Source organism: Paenibacillus sp. GM1FR (genome assembly GCF_002803315.1).
In the GTDB taxonomy this organism is placed as follows: Bacteria; Bacillota; Bacilli; order Paenibacillales; family Paenibacillaceae; genus Paenibacillus; species Paenibacillus amylolyticus.
The window spans coordinates 282,974-306,383 of sequence record NZ_MKZL01000033.1 but is presented as its reverse complement, the minus strand read 5'-3'; the positions used below and the strand labels follow the sequence as shown (position 1 = coordinate 306,383).

At 45.7% G+C, this 23,410-nt stretch carries 18 protein-coding genes and 1 pseudogene; 2 read left to right on the top strand and 17 right to left on the bottom strand.

All coding sequences use genetic code 11. The annotated features are described in order from the left end of the window. Positions 1-25: 25 nt before the first annotated feature. The 11 genes and pseudogenes from PAEAM_RS21460 to PAEAM_RS21410 all read right to left on the bottom strand — a co-directional run bounded on the left by PAEAM_RS21460 (position 26) and on the right by PAEAM_RS21410 (position 14,486). Complete coding sequence (locus PAEAM_RS21460) at positions 26-1,483, bottom strand: sensor histidine kinase (RefSeq protein ID WP_100528900.1); 1,458 nt, start codon at positions 1,481-1,483, stop codon at positions 26-28. After that, positions 1,461-2,168 (bottom strand): annotated as a pseudogene (locus PAEAM_RS21455) (response regulator transcription factor). The gene PAEAM_RS21460 and the pseudogene PAEAM_RS21455 overlap by 23 nt, the downstream one beginning before the upstream one ends. Positions 2,169-2,402: 234 nt before the next feature. After that, entirely contained in the window at positions 2,403-3,848 is a 1,446-nt protein-coding gene (locus PAEAM_RS21450) for a 4-hydroxyphenylacetate 3-hydroxylase family protein (RefSeq protein ID WP_100528899.1), read from the bottom strand. Between the two features lie 173 nt (positions 3,849-4,021). Next, entirely contained in the window at positions 4,022-5,980 is a 1,959-nt protein-coding gene (locus PAEAM_RS21445) for an ABC transporter permease (RefSeq protein WP_100528898.1), read from the bottom strand. Continuing rightward, entirely contained in the window at positions 5,955-6,725 is a 771-nt protein-coding gene (locus PAEAM_RS21440) for an ABC transporter ATP-binding protein (protein ID WP_076318070.1), read from the bottom strand. The genes PAEAM_RS21445 and PAEAM_RS21440 overlap by 26 nt, the downstream gene beginning before the upstream one ends. A 313-nt stretch (positions 6,726-7,038) precedes the next feature. After that, positions 7,039-8,022 (bottom strand): sensor histidine kinase, encoded by a 984-nt coding sequence (locus PAEAM_RS21435; RefSeq protein ID WP_100528897.1) that lies wholly within the window; start codon positions 8,020-8,022, stop codon positions 7,039-7,041. Continuing rightward, positions 8,019-8,723 (bottom strand): response regulator transcription factor, encoded by a 705-nt coding sequence (locus PAEAM_RS21430; RefSeq protein WP_047842720.1) that lies wholly within the window; start codon positions 8,721-8,723, stop codon positions 8,019-8,021. Before PAEAM_RS21430 ends, PAEAM_RS21435 begins: the two co-directional genes overlap by 4 nt. A 41-nt stretch (positions 8,724-8,764) precedes the next feature. Then, the gene (gene nagZ, locus PAEAM_RS21425; RefSeq protein WP_243391426.1) at positions 8,765-10,105 is read right to left on the bottom strand and encodes a beta-N-acetylhexosaminidase; all 1,341 of its coding nucleotides are present in this window, start codon (positions 10,103-10,105) and stop codon (positions 8,765-8,767) included. A 398-nt stretch (positions 10,106-10,503) separates the two neighbouring features. Further along, entirely contained in the window at positions 10,504-11,607 is a 1,104-nt protein-coding gene (locus tag PAEAM_RS21420; RefSeq protein WP_100528895.1) for an NADH:flavin oxidoreductase, read from the bottom strand. 334 nt (positions 11,608-11,941) lie between these two features. Then, a complete protein-coding gene (locus PAEAM_RS21415) occupies positions 11,942-13,255 on the bottom strand; it encodes a hypothetical protein (protein ID WP_100528894.1) in 1,314 nt (437 codons plus the stop codon). Between the two features lie 181 nt (positions 13,256-13,436). Continuing rightward, a complete protein-coding gene (locus tag PAEAM_RS21410; protein WP_100528893.1) occupies positions 13,437-14,486 on the bottom strand; it encodes a 2,3-butanediol dehydrogenase in 1,050 nt (349 codons plus the stop codon). Between the two features lie 386 nt (positions 14,487-14,872). Here PAEAM_RS21410 and PAEAM_RS21405 point away from each other — a divergent pair, with 386 nt between their 5' ends. Continuing rightward, positions 14,873-15,910: a LacI family DNA-binding transcriptional regulator gene (locus PAEAM_RS21405; protein WP_076249529.1), complete on the top strand. Its 1,038-nt coding sequence runs from the start codon at positions 14,873-14,875 to the stop codon at positions 15,908-15,910. A 177-nt stretch (positions 15,911-16,087) separates the two neighbouring features. On the opposite strand, the gene PAEAM_RS21400 is transcribed toward PAEAM_RS21405, so the two are convergent. Together PAEAM_RS21400 and PAEAM_RS21395 are read right to left on the bottom strand one after the other, a co-directional pair. Then, complete coding sequence (locus PAEAM_RS21400; RefSeq protein WP_100528892.1) at positions 16,088-17,056, bottom strand: D-2-hydroxyacid dehydrogenase family protein; 969 nt, start codon at positions 17,054-17,056, stop codon at positions 16,088-16,090. 80 nt (positions 17,057-17,136) lie between these two features. Next, complete coding sequence (locus tag PAEAM_RS21395) at positions 17,137-17,718, bottom strand: TetR/AcrR family transcriptional regulator (RefSeq protein WP_100528891.1); 582 nt, start codon at positions 17,716-17,718, stop codon at positions 17,137-17,139. 241 nt (positions 17,719-17,959) lie between these two features. On the opposite strand from PAEAM_RS21395, the gene PAEAM_RS21390 reads away from it, so the two are divergent. Next, a complete protein-coding gene (locus PAEAM_RS21390; protein ID WP_100528890.1) occupies positions 17,960-19,180 on the top strand; it encodes an MFS transporter in 1,221 nt (406 codons plus the stop codon). Between the two features lies 1 nt (position 19,181). Here the strand turns inward: PAEAM_RS21390 and PAEAM_RS31915 are convergent, their stop codons facing one another. The 4 genes from PAEAM_RS31915 to PAEAM_RS21375 all read right to left on the bottom strand — a co-directional run bounded on the left by PAEAM_RS31915 (position 19,182) and on the right by PAEAM_RS21375 (position 23,198). Continuing rightward, a complete protein-coding gene (locus tag PAEAM_RS31915) occupies positions 19,182-19,343 on the bottom strand; it encodes a hypothetical protein (protein ID WP_155985038.1) in 162 nt (53 codons plus the stop codon). 32 nt (positions 19,344-19,375) lie between these two features. Then, positions 19,376-19,831, bottom strand: coding sequence for an SRPBCC family protein (locus PAEAM_RS21385; protein WP_100528889.1), 456 nt, complete (start codon positions 19,829-19,831; stop codon positions 19,376-19,378). Positions 19,832-19,993: 162 nt separating this feature from the next. Next, positions 19,994-21,079, bottom strand: coding sequence for an HD-GYP domain-containing protein (locus PAEAM_RS21380; protein ID WP_100528888.1), 1,086 nt, complete (start codon positions 21,077-21,079; stop codon positions 19,994-19,996). A gap of 283 nt (positions 21,080-21,362) precedes the next feature. Then, entirely contained in the window at positions 21,363-23,198 is a 1,836-nt protein-coding gene (locus PAEAM_RS21375; protein ID WP_100528887.1) for a UbiD family decarboxylase, read from the bottom strand. Positions 23,199-23,410: the final 212 nt, after the last annotated feature.

The following is a 23,410-nucleotide window of genomic DNA, read 5'->3' as shown; positions in this document are numbered from 1 at the left end:
TCCACATGGACATTTCTTCTCTTATTTAATTTGGAATCTCAATGGTAAACACGGTGGTCTCTCGCCCACGCCGGGAAAGAATCAGCCGTCCGCCCATTTTCTCCGTATTACGTCGTGCGATGGACAAACCAAGTCCGGTGCCTCCGGTCGCTGTCCGCGCCTCATCCCCTCGTACAAACGGGTCAAAGATCGTTGACCATAGTTCTTGAGGTATGCCCACTCCGTTATCTGCCACCTCTATCACCACATGGGTATGAAGCGGAATGAGTTCGACGCGCAGTTCGGTCCCGATTGGATTATAAGACAGAGCATTGGTAATCAGATTCTGGATGACTCTGGATAACAGCTCCGGATCGTACCTCGCGTAGATCACCTCATCAGGAACAAGTACATGAAGGACAAACTGTTTCTGTTCAATCTCCCCATAGGTATCCGCCATAATCTCGCGCAGGAATTCTCCAATCTCTCTTCTCTGAATATGCATGCGAAAATCGGGCGAATCCACCTTGAGCAACTCCAGCATATTCTGTATCATACGTGCAACTTGAACGGACTTGTTATAGATGTATCCCAGATATCTTTGCTGCCTGTCCTTGTCCTCCCCACGTCCTTCCACCAATGCCTGCGCATATCCCTGTATAGATGTTATCGGTGTCTTCAGATCATGTGATAAATCTACAATCAGTCGCTGTTTGCTCTCTTCGGCGTAACGTTTCTCCGCAGAGGTGTTCTCAATGACATCCGCCATGTAGTTAAAGGTCTCACCAATCTGGACAAACTCTCTCTCAGCTGAAATCGACATCCGTGTACTATAATTCCCCTGTATCATCTGCGTAAGACCCGAGGAGAGGATACTGAGTGGTTTTTTGATTCTCCGTGCGACCCAGTAGCTGTAGACAAAGATCAACAATAAAACCAAACCGATGCCAATCATAATGTAAAAGGATAATGGATGCTTCAGATTGGTAATCAACTGATTATCATTAATCCTTACGCTGACCAGATCACGTGGGATCTTCAGCAACACATACGTTGCCGCTCCTTCTGTCGAAAACGGAGTGATGGAGTAATAGTACGGCTGGTCGCTTCGGTTCTCCAATCCAGCATACAGATCGGTTTCACTGTATTGCGTGAACGCATCTTGCTTGTCTCCCACATGATGAATGACATTGCGATTCGCATCCAGAATTTCAATCCAGCCGCCGCTATCCTTGAGACGTTGAATCTCTGTGTCTTTGCCTTTCGACACCGAACCTCCACCGGAATAAAATTCGTTCTCCAGCTCTGCTACATACACGTGGGCTTCAACATTCAGATCCGGATCAACCACCTGATCCGAAATGCGAAAATCCACGACATCAAGTGAAACCATAAGGTACACAATCAATACCAGTAATAGCAAAAAGAAGTTGAACAGCAAGAAGTCCAAAGTCAGGGATGTCTGCAACAGTCGCTTTTCTCTAGCTTTCCATGGGCGCTTCAATTTTGTATCCCAGTCCCCTTATCGTTTTGAGATATTCCGGTTGTCTGGAGTCACGCTCGATCTTCTCCCGAATGTTGCTGATATGTACCATAATCGTGCTGTCCTCGTGCGCATAATAGTCGCCCCAGACCGCTTCGTATATTTTTTTACGGGTGAACACTCGGCCAGGTTGATCAAGCAACAATTCCATAATTTTATACTCTGTAGAGGTCAATGTTACAGGACTTCCTGAACGAAAAAGGATACATTGGGATCGATCCAGCGTCAGATCACCTAATACCAGATTCTGTTCTTACGCTTCGGGGATCTCCGCTGCATCAAATTGATTAACTCTTCTGAGCAACGCCTCTACTCTGGCGACAATCTCAAGCGGGTTGAACGGCTTCGCTATATAATCGTCTGCCCCAAGTCCAAGTCCAAGGATTTTATCGTGATCCTGACTTTTAGCGGATAGGAACAGTACAGGCATGTGATATGTAGCTCTGATCTGTTTGATCAACTGCAATCCATCCATTACAGGCATCATGATGTCCAGTATGACCAGATCGATCTGTGTTGAACGTATGCTTTGTAATGCCTCGGCTCCATTCACCGCAGTTTTAATGGTATAGTCCTTCTCCAGATAGAGTTGAAGCAGTTCAACAATCTCTGGTTCGTCATCTGCAATTAATACGGTGTATCTCATGTTATTCCTCTCATTTCCTATACTCTATGCCTATCTCTACATTATTACTATATACTACGTCTCTTAATTCAACCTAAATCATTTCTAAAGATAATCTAAATAAATAGAAATAGAGCCCTGGCTCATGCCAAGGCATTAACTAAAAAAGGGCTGTTTTCAGCCTACATTCAAGCTTTTCGTTCTTCATTCAGGCTTTTCAATCTTCATTTGGACCATTTGTATTAGATCATCAGATCAGTCCTTAAGCGAACGTAGCCAAGGCTCCACTTTTCCGAATAAACGTTCCTTGTCATACTGCACATATTGGTTCGCCCGATTGCGCACGGGATCACCCGCGTAGAAACGTTCATATAGATCATGCCTTGCTCCGAGTGGACTTCCGGTCAGCTCCCATGCGAGTTGAAAGAGACGAATCTTCTCCGCGGCTTGCATCGTTACTCCACCAAGATATTTGCCTAACAAAGAACCCATCATTTCATTAGTCTCAAACGTACCTGAAGGAATCTGAATCAGACCACCCGCAGCAATGGTCTTCAAAATCTCCACCGCGCGGGGGTAATAGCGATTGCCCAGATTACGTGCGGTTTCAATATATTTGAATTCCGGCAACCAGTTGCCCAATGCATCCGGCTTAGACTGTGCTTCAGCAGCAATAATCAGTCCCTCGATAGTCTGCATCTGACTGATCAGCTCTCCAAGTTGTTCCTGCACATTCAGGAAAGAGTCCACCCCAATCTCCTTGGCAATGGATGAGGTCACGGCTGTAATAAACTCCAGTTTCGAGTGTAATCGAATGACACTCTGATGGTAGGCCAGACTGGCCGAAGCTGTATTGCAGCGAATCTGCCATACGGCTTCAGGGTTATTGTGCAGTAATACATGTTCCCAGGGCACAAATACATCGTCAAAAAATAATACGGCATCCATCTCATCATACTGCGCACTGAGTGGATGTGATTTATCTGTATCTTTTGTGGCAAAAGATTCACGACACATCATGTGCAAGTCCGGACTGTCCGCGGCTACAATTACCATATGGGCCAGCTCTGGCAGGTGGCCTGGAATTCGTTGAACGGGATAAGCAATGATATCATCGGCATAAGGCGCTGCTGTTGCCACCATTTTGGCCCCGCGGATCACAACGCCCTCTGTATTCCTTTTGACAATTCGCAGCATGGCATCCTCATCTTCTCCAACAGGCAAGGAACGATTAATCTGTGGGTCCCGCTGGACAATTGTCAGGAATGCATCTTTTCGTTTGGCTTGTGCAAAATAATCCGATATTTTGTCTGCAAATGCCGGGTCATGCGCTGTCATCTCATGTCGTGTTGCATACCAACCGGTCAGCCTGGATCGGGCATAATCAGACAATCGACTCATCACCCCATACGTCCGATCGGCCCACAGCCGAAAAGCATCCGCCCTGCTGTTCACGTCAGGAAGTGAACGAGGCACAAGAAAAGAGCGATGCACGTAACTTCCCGTCTGTTCGTCCCAATAGGCCACGGTTTCCCTTGTCTCCGGGTCATCCACCAGATTAAACAATCCTTCTATGGTTTGAAGTGTTCCCTGAAAGGCCTGATGCCCAGTTACCTGGATACGCTCTCCGTCCAGCCATACATTCCGCTCATCATTCAGACGCTGAATGTAAGCTTGTCCACGAGACATCGTGATACTCATGATATGTCCTCCCTCTCAGGCACCGGCCTGACATTTCTGTAACTCCATCCTTCTAACTGCTTGAGAAACTATGTAATGATACATTCTGTATCTAACAAAATAGTACTGTGCCAGAGATAGAAAAGTCAACAGACACCGAGCGAAGAGTCCGGTGTCTGTTGGGCCATGCTATTTTATACTAATTTGGAATACATGTGACGCAGATACCGCCAGCGAACGAGTGCAAAATACAAAATCTGCATGGAAGCAAACACCAAGAAGATGCGCAGGCTGTATCCAAAGACCGAGAAATCAACCAGTTGCTGCAACGCCACAAAGGCAACCGAACTGTGGATGACCGCCACCAGAATCGGCAGGAAGAACATAAGCAATAGCTGCCTTGTTACGATCTTACGGAGTTCGGGACGACTCAGTCCCATTTTGCCAATCATGCGATACTGCGCTTCATCCCGTTCTAGATCTGCGTAAAGTCTGAAATATGTGAAACTTGCTGCAAAGGTGAAGAAAACAATGCCGATCAGGCCGCTCAAAATTAGAATGATGCCATTGGTCTGCTTGGAATTAAGCCAATCCACCACAAGCGCGCTGACCTCGTAATAACCTTTTTCGGAATGATCATCTTGAATGGATTTGATCAATTCAGGAGCAAAGCTGCGTGTACTCATCCAATCTTTTACGACAAATTGCGTCGTTCGCATGGAATAGAAACCTTCAGGCATCCCCACTTCCTCGTTATACGCCGGTCTCAACTTCTCAAACAATTCGTTGGTTACAACGTAGAGATTAATTTCATTTTGAAAAGGAATCACAATATCGGTACCAGGTGTCACTAGCCGAATCTGTTTCGACCGATTATCAATCTCCAGATTGACCTCCGCCCCTGAGAATCCTTGTTCGGCCTGTTCACGGTACTTCTTACGAACCGCCAAATTGCTTGGTGTCATAAATGACTCATCGACCTGTTTCAACGTACGTTCTTCGTACCCAAGTGCCTTCGCCAGACGGTTATAATCACTCAGTTTGATAATCCTTCCATTATTATTTTCAGGTATATGAGCATAACTGCCCTTCACGTAGGGAACTTGATGATCAATCAACGCTTCTTCAATCTGCCGAATATGTCGCTCGGAGTTGGGAGTATCCCATATATTCATATAACTGAATGCGTACGGATTCGACATGGACGACAACCCCGGGTCAGCAATAGCAAGCATGGTGCCAATTCCCGTAAATGAAGAAGCTGAAATGATACTTACCATGAAAAACATGATGGCGTTATCTTTCATTCGATAGGTAAGTTCAGATAGGAAGAGCAGATTGGTTTTACGGAAAAACAACCTTGGATTTCTTTTCAGTGCCCGAATGATGTATACACTGAGCTGCGTGAACAGAAAGTACGTACCTGCAATAACAACCACGACACTTGCGAGTAATAACGGAAAGGAGAAGCTTATCCATACAAAAGTGAATACTCCTGCATAACCCCCGCCAATCAACAATACGGATAACAAGGCGAGTAGACGTGAGGCTTTGGGTTCCGGTTTCGGTTTTTCCTCTGATTTCACAAGGTCAATGAGAGTTCCTTTGCGGATGAGCAAGGATGATGACATCGCGATCACAACAAACAGCAGCAGAAATGCACCTGCCGTCAGGGCAATGCTTTTTAGCGGAAAATAGAATCGAAGACTGTTCTCAACAGCCAGCATGGAGCCACAGATCAGCAGGATCAATTTGCCGAAAATAATTCCGAGTCCAATCCCGGTAATGATGGAAGCTAATCCGATACACATGTTCTCCATAAACAGGAGCCGGTTCATCTGTTTACGTGTCATGCCTATGATCAGGAAGATACCAAATTCCTTCTTGCGCGTCTTCAGAAATGAACCAACGGAGTAGAGCAGGAACAGGAATGAAAAGATGAATATAATGATCTCTGCAATCACAAACCCCTGATTTGCAAGCAACGTAACCGTCCCACTTGATCCCTTTAACCCTGCTTTCAAATCAGGATGGAACAGGAGCAATGCGTAAGTAAAAAAGATCATAACGGAAAATGTACTGCTCAGAAAATGAGCCAGATAAATTCGTTTATTCCGAACAACGTTATTAATGGCGAACTGGCGAAAATTCATGTCCTGAACCTCCCATTAGGGATAATACATTAATAATCTTCTGGTAAAAGGCTGCGCGATTATCGCCGTAGTGAATTTCATTATACAGTTTGCCATCCTTGATAAAGACAACCCGACTGCAATAACTTGCAGCTACTGCATCATGAGTGACCAGCAGCATCGTAGCCTGATCCTCCTGATTGCGAGTTTCGAGAATCTCCATGACATCTCTTGCCGCCTTCGAATCCAGGTTACCTGTTGGCTCATCGGCCAGAATCAGCTTCGGGGAATGGATAAGCGCTCTGGCAATGGCCGTACGCTGTGCCTGTCCTCCTGATATCTCATATGTCCGTTTGTTCAGAATACCCTCGATCCCCAGCTTGCTTGCCAGATGTTCAACACGAGTGTTCATCTCTGCTAGCGAAACACCGTCAAGAGTCAGTGGCAGCACAATGTTTTCCTTGACTGTCAGTGTATTTAACAGATTGAACGATTGAAAAACGAATCCAAGCTCTTTGCGCCGGAACAGCGCGAGTTCGTCCTGATTCAATTCAAACGGATTCTTCCCTGCAATCCGCAGTTCGCCTGATGTTGGATGATCAATGGTTGAGATCATGTTCAGCAGTGTTGTTTTGCCACTACCGGATGGTCCCATGATGCCAACAAACTCACCTTCCTGAATACTGAGGTCAATACCTGATAATGCTTCATAAGATACGATGCCTTTGTAGATTTTACTGATCTGTTTCACAGAACAAATCTCCATGGTTACAACTCCTTAGTGATATATGAATTCAAAATCAAGTTACTTTTCATGCTGTGTGCATGCGTATTGTGCGTGGCCTTTCCTGTACTCTTATGACTATAGTCTATCGAAGTTTCGGCCATTCTCCTATGGTTTAACCTTTCATCAACATGACAATGTTGTAAGGTTGCATCATGAACATCAAAAAGACGCCTTCGCCCCGATCAGGCAATAGACGTCTATACTTCAACTTACACTGTAATATATACTCCACTCACACTTCTTCAACAAAAATACAGAACTCACGTCCCAATCTTATCTTCAACCTGTCACTTCAAGAGTTGAATGTAATTCGGACATTCGTTCCTTCGCCGTACACAGATTCAAGATCAATCCTATGATTCATCCGTGTTAACACTTCTTTGGCAATATACAGCCCCATGCCTGTGGACTCTTTGAAATGCCGCCCGTTCTCCCCGGTGAAGAAAGGCTGGAATACCCGGTTTAGATCAGACTTCGGAATTCCGATGCCCTGATCCTGCACTTCCAGTATGATGGAGCGTTCGGCTTCATACGCACGCACATAGATCTTTTGCCCGCTGCCCGCGGAATATTTGATTGCATTGGACAGTAACTGTACCAAGACAAAACGAATCCACTTGGCATCGGATTGCACAACCAGCGCAGAATCGATATGTATCTCTGGATAGACGTGATTGCGGATGAAGAACCGTTTCAGCTCATGGATCGCCTCTTCCCCAGCGGTCCTCAGTATCACAGGTTCCACACTGAAATCCTGTTCGAAGGTATCCAACCTGGCCACATACAGCACAGTCTCCAAACCTCGCCTCATCTGGTCCGCTTCCTCCCGAATGCTTACGAGCCGAGGATCATCATCTTCCTGACCTTCCACGGTCAACTCAATAACGGATAACGGTGTCTTCATCTGATGGACCCACTGGTTCATGAATGTCAGATATTCTTGCTGCCGTTGTTCCAGCCGATGAAGATGAGCATGATACTGGCCGTATTGTGAATCCAACAACTTCTCCAGCGCCAGTGATAAAGGACTTGTTTCGTTCAATGGTACAAATTCCTTCAGCGAATCCATCGACCGTGACATCCGGGTATAAAAGGAGCGATGTGAATAATAACGATACACCAAATATCCGATGTATAAAAACAATCCCAACGCTACGGCATAAGCAGCCGTGACCCAATCGTTGTAACCGTCATACCAGAACACTGCAACAACGGTGAACAAGATGGCAACAACCCAGCACGTTAAAGCGAGATGTTCTCGTATAAACAATCTCATGATGGTGAAGAGGCCTTCCAGGTATTGTTCAATCGGTAACCCGAACCTCTGACCGTTTCCAGTGCGTCCGTAATACCAAGTTCGGCTAATCGTTTACGCACCCGAGTAACGTTTACGCTGAGTGTATTGTCATCCACAAAAGAGTCATCCCACAGCTTCTCCAAGATTGTCTCTCTGCTCACAAGCTTTGGACTGCGCCGCAGTAACGTTTCCAGCAGAATCGTTTCCTTCTTCGTCAGCTGTACTTTGCGATCACCAAGCTGAATCTCCAGTCTTTCCAAGTACACGACCAAACCGTCCAGTTCCACCTTGCGTTCTTCATCACGAGCAGCATAGTCCCCATATACCCGGCGCAGCTGACTTCGAATTTTTGCTATAACAATCTCATGCTCAAATGGCTTCGTAATATAATCATCCGCCCCGTTCTCCAGTGCCATGACCTGATCCATCTTCCCACTCCTTGCGGAGATAAATAAAATGGGGCATGTAGACAGCGTACGAATCTGGCGGCACCAATAGAAACCATCGTAACTGGGCAAGTTGATATCCAGAAGTACCACATGTGGCTGTACCTGCTCAAACTGTTGCACAATCATCTCAAAATCCTCGACCAGTACGGCCCGGTCCCCGTAGCGTTCAATATGTGATTTCAATAATCCCGCAATCTTGGGATCGTCCTCTATTATCATAATGGTATACATTATTGGATCTCACCTCTGGCAAAATCATAACACAGGATTTATTATCTAGCATCGATTTGCTTACGCCAATCCACAATATCTGCATTCAATTGCTTCAGGTCTCCGGAAGCTTTCTGATCATCGGATAACTTGTATTGTTGCTTCAATGCCAGGATACGATATACACTTTCATCAATTCGGGACTCGGTGATTTTGCCTGACTTTACTGCACTTATTAGCGTATCAAAAATCGTCTTGGCACTCTCATAACTGTGAGCTACCAACAGAATGTCACTTCCAGCTTTGACAGTTGCTAGGGCTGCCTGGTCCAACTTGTAGTTCTTCGCGATTGCACCCATACTCAGGTCATCTGTGATGACGACACCATCATAATTGAACTTCCCGCGCAAATGTTCACCTATAATGACATCCGATAAGGAAGCCGGATGATCCGGGTCCAGCTTCGGGAACAAAATGTGTGCAACCATGACCGCCTCTACCTGCTCCTTCACTGCGGCCTGGAACGGAATCCATTCAAGCTTGGCCAGTTGTTTTTCCGTTTTATTCACGACAGGGAGATCGAGATGGGAGTCCACGGACGTATCACCATGACCCGGAAAATGTTTCACTACCGGAATAATGCCTTCACTACGTAATCCCTTCATCTCTGCAATCCCCATACGTGACACCAGTTCTGCCGAGCTGCCGAATGAACGATCTCCAATCACCGGGTTCTTCGGGTTACTGTTCACATCCAGTACAGGCGCGAAGTCCATATTAAAACCCGCAAGCTGAACCTGTCTCGCCAACAATTCGCCCATCGTTTCAGCAAGCGCGCTGTCTTTCGTCTCGCCTACTTTTCTACTGGAAGGAATGGATTCCACCGTCTCTGGCATACGACTGACTTTGCCGCCCTCCTGATCCACACTCATGAAGATCGGTACCGGGTTGGACTGATTTACTTCCTTGATGGATTGTACAAACTTGGCTGTTCCCTCAAGTGTCGATACATTGTTGGCATAGAAAATAATGCCCCCTACCTTTTGATCCGTAATCATCTGTTTGGTTTGATTATCCAACGTTGTCCCTTGAACACCGGCCAGTATCATCTGTCCAATCTTCTCTTCTAACGTTAATGAACTGAGTTGCTCCTGCACCGGATCGACTTCTTCTTGCGGTTCCTCTTGCACTTCTTCCTGCGGTGGAACGGTATTCTGCTCCGGCGATGAGGAAGATTGCCCTGAGTTAGAGCCAGCGTTCGATCCGGTATTCGAGTCCGTTGAGGAGGAAGGTTTCTGTGCTTGGCCACATGCCGATAAAAGCAGAACGATCCCCAGCAGAAGACACATCATATGCAGTGGTTTTCTCCATTTATTGTTCGAGTTGTACCTATAGTTGTGCAAGGATATTCATCCTCCTTATGTAATGTCATCTTGGCAACCCTTGGGTTCAGGCCTAACCTTATCATAAGGTGGTGGATTTTCAAAATGAGCACTTCTGAGGATTGAATCGTTGTGATGACATATATGCAGCGAAAAAAATGGTTGCTATAGAACCTGAGATGTGGAACTTAATGGTGTTGTGACTAGGCGCGTGTGCGATGTATGTGGAGAATAAAAAGGAGTAACGGTGCAGAAAATGATTTTCTATTGTGAATTTTTCATATGTTGAAATTATTAGTATAGACAAATCGAAAAGCCGCCCAAAGGCGGCCTATTTGTTCGTTTTTGTTTTACTTTTCGTTGTAAATCGTTGCCGTTCAGTGTTAGTTCACCTTTCACCAAACGTTATTAGGCTTCTATTAATGGAGTGTTTGCAACACTTCTGTTGTAAATGGAATGATTTCGGATATGCGATCTTCACGAACTTTGGCAGGCCATTCCGGATCACTAAGCAGAACACGACCCAAGGCGATCAAGTCAAATTCATTGTTCTCCAACTTCTCATTTAATTGATCCAAATAGGCATCACCTGTTCCCTGGTTCTCGGTTGCTCTGTCTACGAATTCAGCTTCAAGACCTACCGATCCAACGGAAATAGCTGGTTTACCCGTTATTTTTTGCGTCCAACCCGCAAGATTCAGCTCAGATCCTTCGAATTCCGGTAACCAGAACCGGCGTGTAGAGCAATGGAATATATCCACGCCAGCAGTACTAAGTGGGGCCAAGAATTGCTCCAATTGTTCTGGCGTCTCCACCAGACGTGCCTCATAATTCCCCATCTTCCATTGGGAGAACCGGAGCACAATTGGGAAATCAGAACCAACCGCCGCACGACAAGCTTCAATCACTTCAACCGCAAATTGGGTTCGCCGTACCAAATCACCACCATAATTGTCGGTCCGTCGATTCGTCTGCTCCCAGAAGAATTGGTCAATCAGGTATCCATGGGCTCCGTGCAGTTCAATGCCGTCAAACCCGATTCGCTGTGCATCCGCTGCCGCTTGGGCAAATGCCTGTACAAGACCTTGAATCTCCTCTTCCATTAATGGTTCACGTGATGGTTCACCTGCCATGCTAACCCCTGACGGACTTACAGGCTCAGCTTCTGCGTTAGGCAAGTCACCGGAACGACGTGCTGTACCCACATGCCACAATTGTGGCATGATTTTGCCACCCGCTTCATGTACTGCTTTCACTACATTAGCCCATCCTTGCAACGAATCTTCACCATGGAATAATGGAATACTCGCTCCACTAACCGAAGATGGATGATTAATGCCTGTACCTTCCGTTATGATGAGCCCCACTCCACCTGCTGCTCTGCGACGATAGTATTCAGCAACTTCTGGTCCAGGTACGCCCTCTGGTGAGAATCCGCGAGTCATGGGTGCCATAACGATTCGATTAGACAATGTTAGCTTGTCCGAGGTGAAAGGTTTGAATAATGCTGAAGGTACGTTCATAGTACATTGCTCCTTTGCAATTGGAAGTGTGGAACTCCGCATCCACATGAAATGCGACATGCTTTTGTATATTGTAACACGTGTAATCCAGTTGACTGGTTTAGGATTATTTCTCTATCCATTTTATAGTTTCTTAATTTTATTTTCAAATTTTCGAAGTTGGGCGTTCAAACTACTCTTATAGAAAAAAAAAAGAAAGCTACCTTACGGCAGCCTCTGTTGGATCACACTACCGAAGCAGTCTGATATACACTCTACTACATCTTAAAGTATTTTCCCGGTCACCAATAATGTGGATGTAGCATAGTATATAATCCATAATCTTCCTTCCAATTTAATTAGCATTCACGGGGATATCACTGCGATTCACTCGAAGCAATTTCCCTGATGAAGTTGATAACACATCCGGATCGGTACCCAGACCAAAGTAGAAGTCACCCTCGTTCTCTTCGAAAGACTTGGCATAGGTGTCTTGGTTAAAACGTAAAATCTCATTCCATGTGGTCAGATCCGTGGATTGGTAGACCCGATTGATATACAGATTGGCACTTTGGCGAGTATACGTAAGCACATACACCTTGCCTTCTCGCAACAGCACATCGGTTGGGAGCGCCTTGGCATCCGGGAGATTAACTCGCCTTGCCTGATTGATGTCGGTCATGACATTCAAAGATTTGGGCAGCAGCTGCCCATCATTAAACACGCCACCTGCTATATAGAGCAACTTGTTATTGAAGTTAACATTTTTGCCTATTTTATTATAAGGAATCGTGCCCGTTTGATAGGTTAATCCAGGCAGCATTTTGTTACCATAGATGACAACATCCCGTTTCTCAAGATTTTCATTAATCTCCAAAATATTAGTTTTGTCATTCCATATTTTATTGGCAGGATACATCATGCCAGATGCATATAACTTGCCATTAAGATGGAACATGGTATAAGCCCGGAAACCAAACGTATTAATAGTCGCATATTTCTGCCAAGTTTCACCTTCATTATGAGAGATTAGTATGGTTGGTTTGGACTCCGTACCCAGCGCGGCAAACATCTTACCCTGATACGATGCCAAATCGTATACGTGTACACCCAGCGGCAGATTGCGATATTTGGTCCACACCTCTCCATCCAGACGATAGAAGTTACCCAGTTCCCACTGTTCACTATCGGAATCATTGCCAGGAATATATAACTTGTCGTTTAGTACTCTGTAGATATCAATCTGTTCCTCATCCACATACATCTTCGTTGATGGCAAGATGCTCGGGTTGCTATTCGTCACTGACTGGGTCTTGAATTTTGCATTCGCTGTATCATAATAAATGACTGGAATAGGGCCTGAATTAGGAGCTACGCCCAGATTGCTACTATTTCCGTGGCCCAAATATATCTTGCCGTTGTACAGTTGCATGTCCCAGACGTTATTAGCATATGGTGTTTTGGTAAAAGGTCTGCCTAGCAGTTCGATCTTCGATGTTACATCGGCTGAACTGAGCGGTGCATTCGACACCTTGGCAAGCCCACGTTCCGTCGCAGGGGGTTGACTCGTTGACGTGGTGTTTTTTGGCTTGGAGTTCCCCATAAGCATCCAGCTCATTCCTGCGACAATGGTCAAAATTACGGCTGTCCATTTTGTATGTCTCTGCATGTCCGCTTCCTCCTTCATTTTTTCATCATCATTACCTTCACACCAAGATGATACAATTTGTATCTTTTTATACTATGTAAAACCACCCGCACATGCAACAAATTGCGCCCTATTTATACAAAAAAAGTAGACAATCACATCTGTTGATGTGCTGTCTACTTGTTCTTAATGTCTGTGATTTCTATTCAGCTTTTACCAAAATCTTAACCTGATTTTTCTCTTTCAACAGTGCTTCAAATCCATGCTCTACCACTTCATCCAACGAAATTCGTTTGGTCACCAGCTTGTCAGCCGGGAAGAAACCTTTATCCATCAGACTGATAACAGCCGGGAACACATCGCGATAACCAATAATGCCATTAACTGTACGTTCTTTCATGACAATTGAGTTCGGGTGAATCGGCGCTTCCTGTTCAAAAATACTGACGATCATCAACTCTCCACCAATACATGTCGAATCGATGGCTTGTTGCAGAACACGTGGAACACCGGTTACTTCATAAGCTACGTTAACGCCACCTTGTGTACGTTGATGGATCTCTTCCACGACATTAAACTGCGTTGGATCAATCACAATGGCACCGAGCTCTTCGGCTTTTGCTTTCCGTTCATCCGATAACTCCACTACATAAATATCCGATGCTCCCGAAGCTTTAAGCGCTTCGATGACCAGTAGTCCGATTGGGCCTGCGCCAAACACGGCTGCTGTATCTCCCACTTTCAGCTTGCTTTGGCGCACAGCGTGAAGTGCTACAGCTGAAGGTTCAACCAACGCACCTTGCTCATACGAGATTGAATCCGGAATGGCATGTACCATGTTTTCTGCAGCAGTTACATACTCGGAGAATCCTCCTCCGCCTCCAGCGAGTCCAAGGAAACCCATCTGATCACACAGATTGTATCTGCCCTGTTTACAAGCCTCGCAGTGTCCACATGCATAGATGGGTTCTACCACAACACGATCGCCCGCCTTGAAACGCGTAACACCTTCCCCTACTTCAACCACCTGTCCTGAGAATTCATGCCCCATAACTATAGGCGCTTGTTCCCCTGTTAGCGGATGCGGTGCTTGAGCGGGAATGAAGATTGGACCTGCTGTGTACTCGTGCAAATCACTGCCGCAGATACCGCACCATTCCACTTTTATTTTGACCTTTCCTTCTTCAGGCTGAGGTTCATTAATATTTTCGAGACGTAAATCTTTGACTCCATGCCAACGTAATGCTTTCATTCATTTCATCTCCCAGATCATAATTTGTGATATAATCGGAAACGTTTCCGTAAATTAAATATGTCACATTTTAGATACGCTGTCAAACATATTTCTCCACTAATATGGCTATTTCATGATCATATCGAGTTCACTTAAGAATGCTCGCACTTTAATTCAAGTGATCTTAGCGGTATTACAAACGATGTAATCCTTGTTATTAACATATATCATGGCAAATATTATTGTAGTCCCATTGAAATTTAATCAGGCCTTGCCATAAATCTGGCCCATTCACGGGATACTTCATTGTTCAAATGTTATAATCAAGTTATATAACTATCGTGAAGTTCATACATATTCCTAATAATTCGGAATCGTTTCCGATAAAGTGAGGTAACCGTACATTGAGGAAAGAACAGAAACTTACGATCAAGGACGTTGCAGAGCGTGCCGGCGTGGGCATCGCTACCGTATCCCGGGCCATCAACAATTCAGAAGGCATCAGCAGTAAAACACGGGATAAGGTGATGCAGGCCATTGAAGAACTGGGGTTTGTACCCAACACCTCGGCACAGAGTCTGAAAATCCGGCAAACGCACCAGATCGCTCTTGTTGTACCCGACATACGTAACGCCATCATTCCGGAAATCTCCTGGTCTGTAGAGCAAACGGCGAAGCAGCATGGGTACCATGTCGTGCAGATCAATACGGCAGGCAATGCCAGAACGGAGCTTGAAACCATTCGTAATGTCAAAAAATTGCATGTGGACGGACTGATCTTCATGCCTCTGGCGTACCCCAAAACGTTACCCGGACTGATTGATAAGGCGCCGCTCCCTATCTCCATGATTAATTACGGCAAGAAACTGGAACCGGGTATGAAAGCAGATATCGTCTCTCTCTCTCAACCTGAAGGCAAATTGGTGATGGAACATCTGTTCAAGATCGGTCGAACTCGAATTGCATATGCGGGAGCACCGAAGGACATTATTGAAGAACGCTTTCGTGCGTATGAGCAAGCCGTAGGCCATGTGGACATTTCTCTCGTCTACTTTGGTGAGGACTTTTCATTAAATACAGGTGCCAATGCTGCAGATTATTTTTACGGACTGACGCATATGCCAGATGCCGTCTATGCCATTAATGATATGGTTGCCATCGGATTGGTTAATCGGTTCAAGGAGTTAGGGGTTCGTGTACCTGAAGATGTGGCTGTTGTGGGTGTGGATAACAATCAATGGACAACCGTCACGTCTCCTCAGATTAGTTCCGTGTCCATTATGGGCGAAGAAGTCGCCAGACTTGCTACCGAGCTGTTGTTAAAACGAATTCGGGAGATGAGCACGACCGATTACGAACACATCCAGTTTGAACCGCGCTTAATCGTTCGTGAATCAAGCGTCGCCATGATTCATTCCTCCCAGCGAGGACAACACAGTTAAATTTGGTGAGGGGTATGGGCATTAGGATAGAATATATTTTACGGCTATCCCTTCATTTGTTCTGTTACACAGATATACTAAAAAGGTGTTGCTCAGGTCTAACTCTTTCCTGGCAGCACCTTATTTGTCGTTGATTCTATATAACTATAGCAGAGTCATACTCCGCATACGTTCATTCTAAGAAAGCAGTTGTCTGATCGGTGTTCCCTTCAGGAACATCGCTATATTCTCTACGGTATGATTATAATAGATCTCATAATTGCCACGAGTCACATAACCCAGATGCGGTGTGGCCAGAACGTTGGGCAATGTTCGCATCACATGGTTAACGGGGAGCGGTTCCTGCTCATATACATCCAGACCTGCACCAGCAATCACACCACGCTGCAATGCCTCCACCATAGCTTCCTGATCGACGATGCCCGCTCGCGACGTATTGATGAGTAGCGCACTCGATTTCATTAGTTGAAACTCGGCTTGTCCGATCAGATTCCGCGTACGATCACTCAATACTAGATGAATGGATACGATGTCGCTCTGTGCAAGCAATTGCTCCTTGGTCTCGGACCAGATCACACCATGTTTTCCGGCTTTTTCTTGTGTCAGATTCTCGCTCCAGGCCATCACATTCATACCAAATGCTTGTGCGATCTCAGCCATGCGAGTGCCTATTTTGCCCAAACCAAGCAATCCAAGTGTCCTCCCATGCAAATCCAACCCGACCGTGCTCTGCCAGTTTCGATTGGAGCGAAGTGCATTATTTTCCGTAACCAGTTGTCTGGACAGCCCCAGAATCAGTGCCCATGTAAGCTCCGTCGGCGGATTAGAGCTTCCCTCAGTTCCACACACAATGATGCCGTTCTTCTCAGCAGCCTTGAGATCTATCGACGCGTTGCGCATACCACTTGTAATCAGAAGTTTTAGCTTAGGGAGCTGCGAAATGACCTTCTCTGGAAACGGTGTACGCTCCCGCATCAGGACCACAATATCAAAATCCTGCAATTCCTGAATGACTTTTTCTTCCGAGCCCATATAGTTGTTGAATGTCTGAATCTCCACCTGATCCATCAACGGCCCCCAGTCCGCCGACGTCAGCGCAACGTTCTGATAATCATCCAAAACGGCACAACGCAACTTCGTATTCATTTCTGATCTCCTCCTATATCTGCTCAATTCTTGTATATATTGTAGCAACTCCGCATCACTTTAAACAGAATAATTCCCTATTAATGTAACAAAGACAGCGTAACTTGGATGCTCTGCTCTACAAATAAGCGGTCTGGTCCTGATTTCATCAGAACAGTCAGTCCAATCATGGATACAACCAGAGACTGTGCGACCGCACTCGCGTTCATGTCAGTAGACAACTCCCCGCTCTGTTGCCCTCGTTCTATCGTTTCTTTGAAAAGAACACCCAGGTACATCTGATGCTCCCGTGTAAGGACAGCGAATTTGGGATCATGTGGAGCCAGCTCAACCATCGTATTAATGCAAAAACAGCCGTGACTAGGCTCGGTCACAATCCCCTCTGCTCCAATATGTTCAAACAATCCACGAAAGGCTTCCCGCACGGAGGAGCCCTGTTGAAGTCTGGCTCTGACTTGAGCCGCGTGCTGAGTGGTATACCTGCGAAGTGCTGTTTCGAATAATTCCTTTTTATCGCCAAAAGCCGCGTACAGACTGGGACGTTGTATGCCCATTGCGGTCGTCAAGTCATTTAAAGATGCCGCTTCGAACCCTTTGTCCCAAAACGTATGCATCGCTGCATCAAGTGCTTTATCCGTATCAAATTCCCGTTGTCTAACCATACAATTCACCTCTTTATGTATCGATCAGTATGTTTATATATTTTAACCTCACTCTTATTACAAAGTCAAAACCTAATAACCGGAAAGGAGTTTTTAGCTATAAATGAATCGAAAAGTCTGGAATAGAAGCGATCGCATACCCTCACCCAATTCTCTATTGACAGAATTCACGCAAATAAAGTATGGTTATTCCGAAACATAACATACTGATCAGTACAGAATAGAAAGGTGACATCCATTTATGCAAACTTCTTCTCCAGATGCACAATTATCCAATAAGGATCGTCCTGCCATGTCACGGTTAGTTGCTCTTCTTTTTGCCGTGTGCAGCGGACTTGCGGTCGCCAATATCTATTATGCTCAGCCTTTACTGGACTCCATCGCTCAAGAATTCAGCCTCTCTCCATCATCCATAGGGATCGTCATCACAGTGACTCAAATATGTTATGCCTTGGGGCTGTTCCTTCTTGTTCCGCTTGGTGACCTCTTAAATCGTCGCAAGCTGATTATCATTCAAATGCTCTTCTCTGTACTTGCACTAATTCTGGTAGGCACCTCACAGTCCAGCTCCCTCTTATTCACGGGCATGGCTGTCGTCGGTCTACTCGCGGTCATTACGCAAACGCTCGTTGCCTTTGCTGCACACTTGGCAGCTCCTTCCGAACGTGGTCGCATTGTCGGTCAGGTAACCAGCGGAATCGTCATTGGCATTTTACTTGCACGAACGGTTGCAGGTACGCTGAACGATTGGTTCGGGTGGAGATCGGTATATCTCTTCTCCGCCAGCCTTACATTACTCGGAATTGTCGCCTTATTTTTTGTTCTCCCAAGGCAACAATCCCCACAAGTAAAACAAAGCTACTTCCAATTACTCGGTTCCGTCTTGCAACTGTACCGTGAGTTGCGTGTGTTACGAGTACGAGGTGTGCTGGCCATGCTGATTTTTACAGCCTTCAGCATCTTATGGACTTCTATGGTACTGCCACTAAGTAGCCCTCCACTGTCCCTGTCTCATACAGTCATAGGTGCATTCGGTCTCGCAGGAGCGGCGGGAGCATTGGCTGCTGCCCGTGCTGGTAAACTTGCCGACCGGGGCCTTGGGCAGAAAACAACCGGTGTCGCTCTTGTCATTCTGCTCTTGTCCTGGCTACCCATCGGTTATGTCCATCATTCTCTCTGGTTTCTGATCCTGGGTGTTATCCTGCTCGATCTCACCGTGCAGGCCGTACATGTTACCAACCAGAGCCTGATCTACGAAGTTCGCGCCGAAGCACAGAGCCGCCTGACGGCAGCTTATATGATCTTTTATTCCATCGGCAGTGCAATCGGCTCCATCGTTTCTACCCAAGTGTATGCATGGGCGGGCTGGACAGCCGTTTGCTGGTTAGGTGCTGCTGTTAGTGCAGCAGCCCTTGTGTTCTGGATGATCGATCGTTATATGCATCGGAATCTCGATCGTTGAATTAGTCCAGTTTATTCCACACCACAATAAAGAGAGTTGCCAACGGACCAAATAACAGGGAAATCAGAAACCAGTTCCGACCACTTCTGTTTTTTCCCTGAGCCAGTCCGGCATTAATCAAGGCAAGTGTGCCCCAACCCACAAAATATTCATTATCCATCAAATGTCTTCTCTCCTCTATCCATTTAATTCTGGCTACTGCTCAAGCATATCTTTGAGCTTACGATTACGATCCTCTAGAAATGCCTGCATGTATCTCTTCAGCACAAGTCGTTCGGTTGCCCATCCCAGCAATCCAAGTGGAGCTTCGAATCGAAGTGTGTCTCTCATGCAAGTCATCTGATCCCCAATTACGCTGAAATGATGTTCATGTCGCATGCTCTTGAAAGCCCCTTTCTCCATCTGATCCACAAAGAGGAAAGGTCGTTCAAACTGCACAATTCGGGACTTCAACTTCTGTCTGACCCCAAAATGAGTAGCCTGAAATGTAACGGTATCCCCTGCTCCAATTCTTCCTGTGGTTACTCCTGCAACTGCTCGCTCTCTTGTATGTTGCCAGACGGTCTGAGTATGTACATCAATATCCCGGGCATAGTCAAAGCATCGTTCAATCGAGGCATGTATCCTAATCTCGGTTGTCACTTCAATCATGGCGATCGCTCCTTGGCAGGAAAAATAAGGTCTTTGCAAAGTATACGCTTGCTTCCTTGGTCGAACAACACATCTAGGATGATATAACAAAAAAACGGGTCCCCTGTCTTCGTACAGGAGGCCCGTTCTCAATATAAGTAAGGAATACAGATCATATTTAGATTAGATAAGCAATTCATTAATGGCAAGCGTACGCTCTTTGGAGAGATCGCGATATTCTTCAGACTCCACTTTGATGAGTGGTTTGAAAATATCGGACGTATTGTTCATGACAATAACACCTTTTTCTCCATTGCTGAGCAGTACCTGTTTCCCGATGAAATTAGGAAGCAAATGTTGCATCAATGCCTGAACCGGTTTTTCATTCAATTTACCAAATCCCATTCCATAGATATCTCTAAGGTTGTTGATCAGGTTTGGATTGCTTCCTCCGTGGTTCCCGGATCTCATGCCTATATAGATATCCGCTACAGATACAATCTGTGTATATGGATGAATTTCACTTTTCTCAAGTTGCATCGGATAACCCGACCCATCTTCCCGTTCGTGATGTTGCAGAGCAACCAGTGCTGTCGCTTCATCCGTCATCGAATTTTTGATAATTTCATGGCCATATATAGTGTGACGCCGCATTTCAAGCTGCTCATCAGCCGTCAACGGTTCTGTTTTGTTCCGAATCCGGTGGGAAACTTTGCACTTTCCAATGTCATGCAGATAACCACCGCGACTAATCTGATAACTCTCCTTCTGAGAATATCCAAGCCAATTCGCGAGGTAGAATGACAACAATCCTACCTGGATTGAATGTGTATAGTTATTGACGTCATCCCGCTCCAGCATCATCAGGAGATGAACGACATCTTTCTGCTCATCCAGTCCTTCAACCATCGGTTGCAGTGCATCATCCACCATGGTGGCGTTGAACTTGCCAACGGTCAGAGCTTCGAGAAAAGCATTTTGATAATTATGTACAGTCTGAATAAATTGGGACTTCAGCTCTTCTTCAGGCGGTTCTTCCTTCGTAGTTATCCCCGAAGCATGCTTTGCGGCTGCTGCAAAAAATTCTGCTTCAGTGATTTCCTCTTCGCGTGATTCAATATCTACATAATCTACACGGTGCTGCATAAGCAAGGTGATATCCTCACCTTTGATCACAGTTCCCTTCCCGAGAACGTGTAATCCTGCATCGCTGAATGTATCCGCAGTTAGACGGTCTCCGTCTTGCAGGTTCATAATATGGATTCTCAAATCGGTATTCCCCCTGAACAATTCATTATAGTAACAGCACCCAACGGAACGGGGCCACAAAAATACCTATACTTCTTTATATCGTTATAATTCTTCATTTCATACATAGTTCAAACGACCTTAATCACAATGGTAAATACGAACGCCTAAGACTTTATCCTCACTCCAACATCCAAATTAGTCCCGGTTTTAAACTTTTACACACTTTTGTGCCTCATTGCCGTATCAGAGTAAGCCAAAGAAGTTCAAACGCTCCGTTTGAACTTCTCCAAGACTTCTCAAATTAGATTTTGATCGAACCCAGGCTAGCACCTTTAACAAAAAATCGTTCAATGCTCTTCTCGACCGAAGCATCGGGAATCAGCGGCGGTGCCTGATGGGGTTTGGTACGTGCATCAATAATCACCTGATCACAGCCCCAATGCTTGTGGTCATATCCGCTATTAACCCCGTACATGTCATGTGAAGGGTTGCTGCGAGTAAAGGTTGCCCATAAGAAGTTGCCGAGGTTAGCACTCAGGAACGAACTGTCGTCACATAAAATGATCATCGGACACGAGTCCAGACCTCCCTGTTCTTTCAATAGAGAAGTGAATGCTTGCATCTCCTGTGCTGTATCCGCATAACTCGTAAAGGCCGATGTCTGGATCGAAACGATACCCGGCATGATGAGCTGTGGATTCTCATAACCACGAATGTTTTTCAAAGACTCTGGCACTTCCGTGCACAACTCTCGAACCTTGTCGCCATAGGCTGCAAAAACAACTTTGCTTCCGCTGTTCAGTCCTGTACCCGAATAATCGAGTGTATCAATCGTTGTATGGGTATGGAAATGAATATCCCGCTGCATATCCATACGCTCCAAGATATAGGTCAGGAATTCAACTTCCTTGTGGGTATCCAGAGGTTGCTGATCCTCAGCAGTAATAAACAGGTACTTCGCAAGACTAAGCTGACCCGTACCCAAAATACGATTGGCAATCGTAAGCAACTCTGTCGGCTGCTTCACCGCCTGATACGGCGTGTAACGTTCACTGCCGATGGCAAACAGCAATGGATGGACCCCTGCCGCATCGACCGCATGCACTTCTTTGACACCTGGAATCTCCTGTTTGATCGCGTCTCCAGTAATCTCATGAATCAAATCACCAAACGCCGTATCCTCTTGCGGTGGACGACCAACAACGGTAAACGGCCAGATGGCATTAGGTTTGGCATAGACTTTATGCACACGCATTAGCGGGAATTCATGTGTCAGACTGTAATAACCCAGATGATCACCGAACGGCCCTTCGGGTTTTGTCTCACCTGGGTAGATATCACCCGTGATGACAAAATCAGCATCATTACTGATGCAATATCCGTCCTTGTAACTGTACCGGAAGCGACGTCCAGCGAGCAAACCGGCAAATGTCATCTCACTAAGTCCTTCAGGCAAAGGCATAACTGCTGAAAGTGTATGTGCAGGTGGACCCCCAATGAAAATACTAACTTTCAGTGGTTCTCCCTTTTTCACAGCTTTGGCTTGATGTATACCAATTCCGCGATGAATCTGATAGTGTAATCCAATTTCCTTGTTCATTTCAAAATCATTGCCATCCAGTTGAACCCGGTACATCCCCAAGTTTGAATTCATGATTCCTGGTTTGTCCGGATCTTCCGAATAAACCTGTGGTAGCGTCACAAATGCCCCACCGTCCATAGGCCAATGTTTGATGAGCGGCAGATCCGAGATTTGAATCTCTTGCGCGGACACCGGCAGGCTTATAGATTTCTGTTTTGGCAGCGCCTGCCACGCAGCAAGACCTGTTTGGACATGCTGAAATGGCGTCTTAAGCGCCTTCATGGGATCGTCACGAACTGCCATGACCCGTTGTACGCCTTCCAGCGTACCGCGGAACATGAACTTGCTTCGTTCCACCGTGCCGAACAGATTGGATACGGCCTGGAACTTTGAACCTTTTACATTTTCAAATAACAACGCCGGGCCTTTAGCCTCGTGCACTTTCATGTGGATCGCTGCCATCTCCAGATGAGGATCAACCTCTTCTTTGACCCGAATCAAATGACCATGCTGCTCCAGATCGTTAATACAATCTTCCATGTTGCGATATTTCATTGGATGGCTCCATTCTCTGTATGATTAAATTAATTAAGTTCATAGATTCACATAACGTCTCTTCTATTTTATCAAATGATCCACTGCTAAACAAAACTATATGTGAAATTTTGTCGCAAATACAGATATCAAAAAAAAGCAATCTGGCAGCAATCTGAATCCTGAACGCACAGGAACCGATTGTTACCATATTGCTACTCTCTATTTTCTGG

Excerpts from the sequence above, each read along its gene's own strand:
- PAEAM_RS21450 (WP_100528899.1), bottom strand. The coding sequence starts at position 3,848 with ATGAGTATCACGATGTCTCGTGGACAAGCTTACATTCAGCGTCTGAAT.
- PAEAM_RS21445 (WP_100528898.1), bottom strand. The coding sequence starts at position 5,980 with ATGAATTTTCGCCAGTTCGCCATTAATAACGTTGTTCGGAATAAACGA.
- PAEAM_RS21440 (WP_076318070.1), bottom strand. The coding sequence starts at position 6,725 with ATGGAGATTTGTTCTGTGAAACAGATCAGTAAAATCTACAAAGGCATC.
- PAEAM_RS21435 (WP_100528897.1), bottom strand. The coding sequence starts at position 8,022 with ATGAGATTGTTTATACGAGAACATCTCGCTTTAACGTGCTGGGTTGTT.
- PAEAM_RS21430 (WP_047842720.1), bottom strand. The coding sequence starts at position 8,723 with ATGTATACCATTATGATAATAGAGGACGATCCCAAGATTGCGGGATTA.
- PAEAM_RS21420 (WP_100528895.1), bottom strand. The coding sequence starts at position 11,607 with ATGAACGTACCTTCAGCATTATTCAAACCTTTCACCTCGGACAAGCTA.
- PAEAM_RS21415 (WP_100528894.1), bottom strand. The coding sequence starts at position 13,255 with ATGCAGAGACATACAAAATGGACAGCCGTAATTTTGACCATTGTCGCA.
- PAEAM_RS21410 (WP_100528893.1), bottom strand. The coding sequence starts at position 14,486 with ATGAAAGCATTACGTTGGCATGGAGTCAAAGATTTACGTCTCGAAAAT.
- PAEAM_RS21400 (WP_100528892.1), bottom strand. The coding sequence starts at position 17,056 with ATGAATACGAAGTTGCGTTGTGCCGTTTTGGATGATTATCAGAACGTT.
- PAEAM_RS21395 (WP_100528891.1), bottom strand. The coding sequence starts at position 17,718 with ATGGTTAGACAACGGGAATTTGATACGGATAAAGCACTTGATGCAGCG.
- PAEAM_RS21390 (WP_100528890.1), top strand. The coding sequence starts at position 17,960 with ATGCAAACTTCTTCTCCAGATGCACAATTATCCAATAAGGATCGTCCT.
- PAEAM_RS21385 (WP_100528889.1), bottom strand. The coding sequence starts at position 19,831 with ATGATTGAAGTGACAACCGAGATTAGGATACATGCCTCGATTGAACGA.
- PAEAM_RS21375 (WP_100528887.1), bottom strand. The coding sequence starts at position 23,198 with ATGAAATATCGCAACATGGAAGATTGTATTAACGATCTGGAGCAGCAT.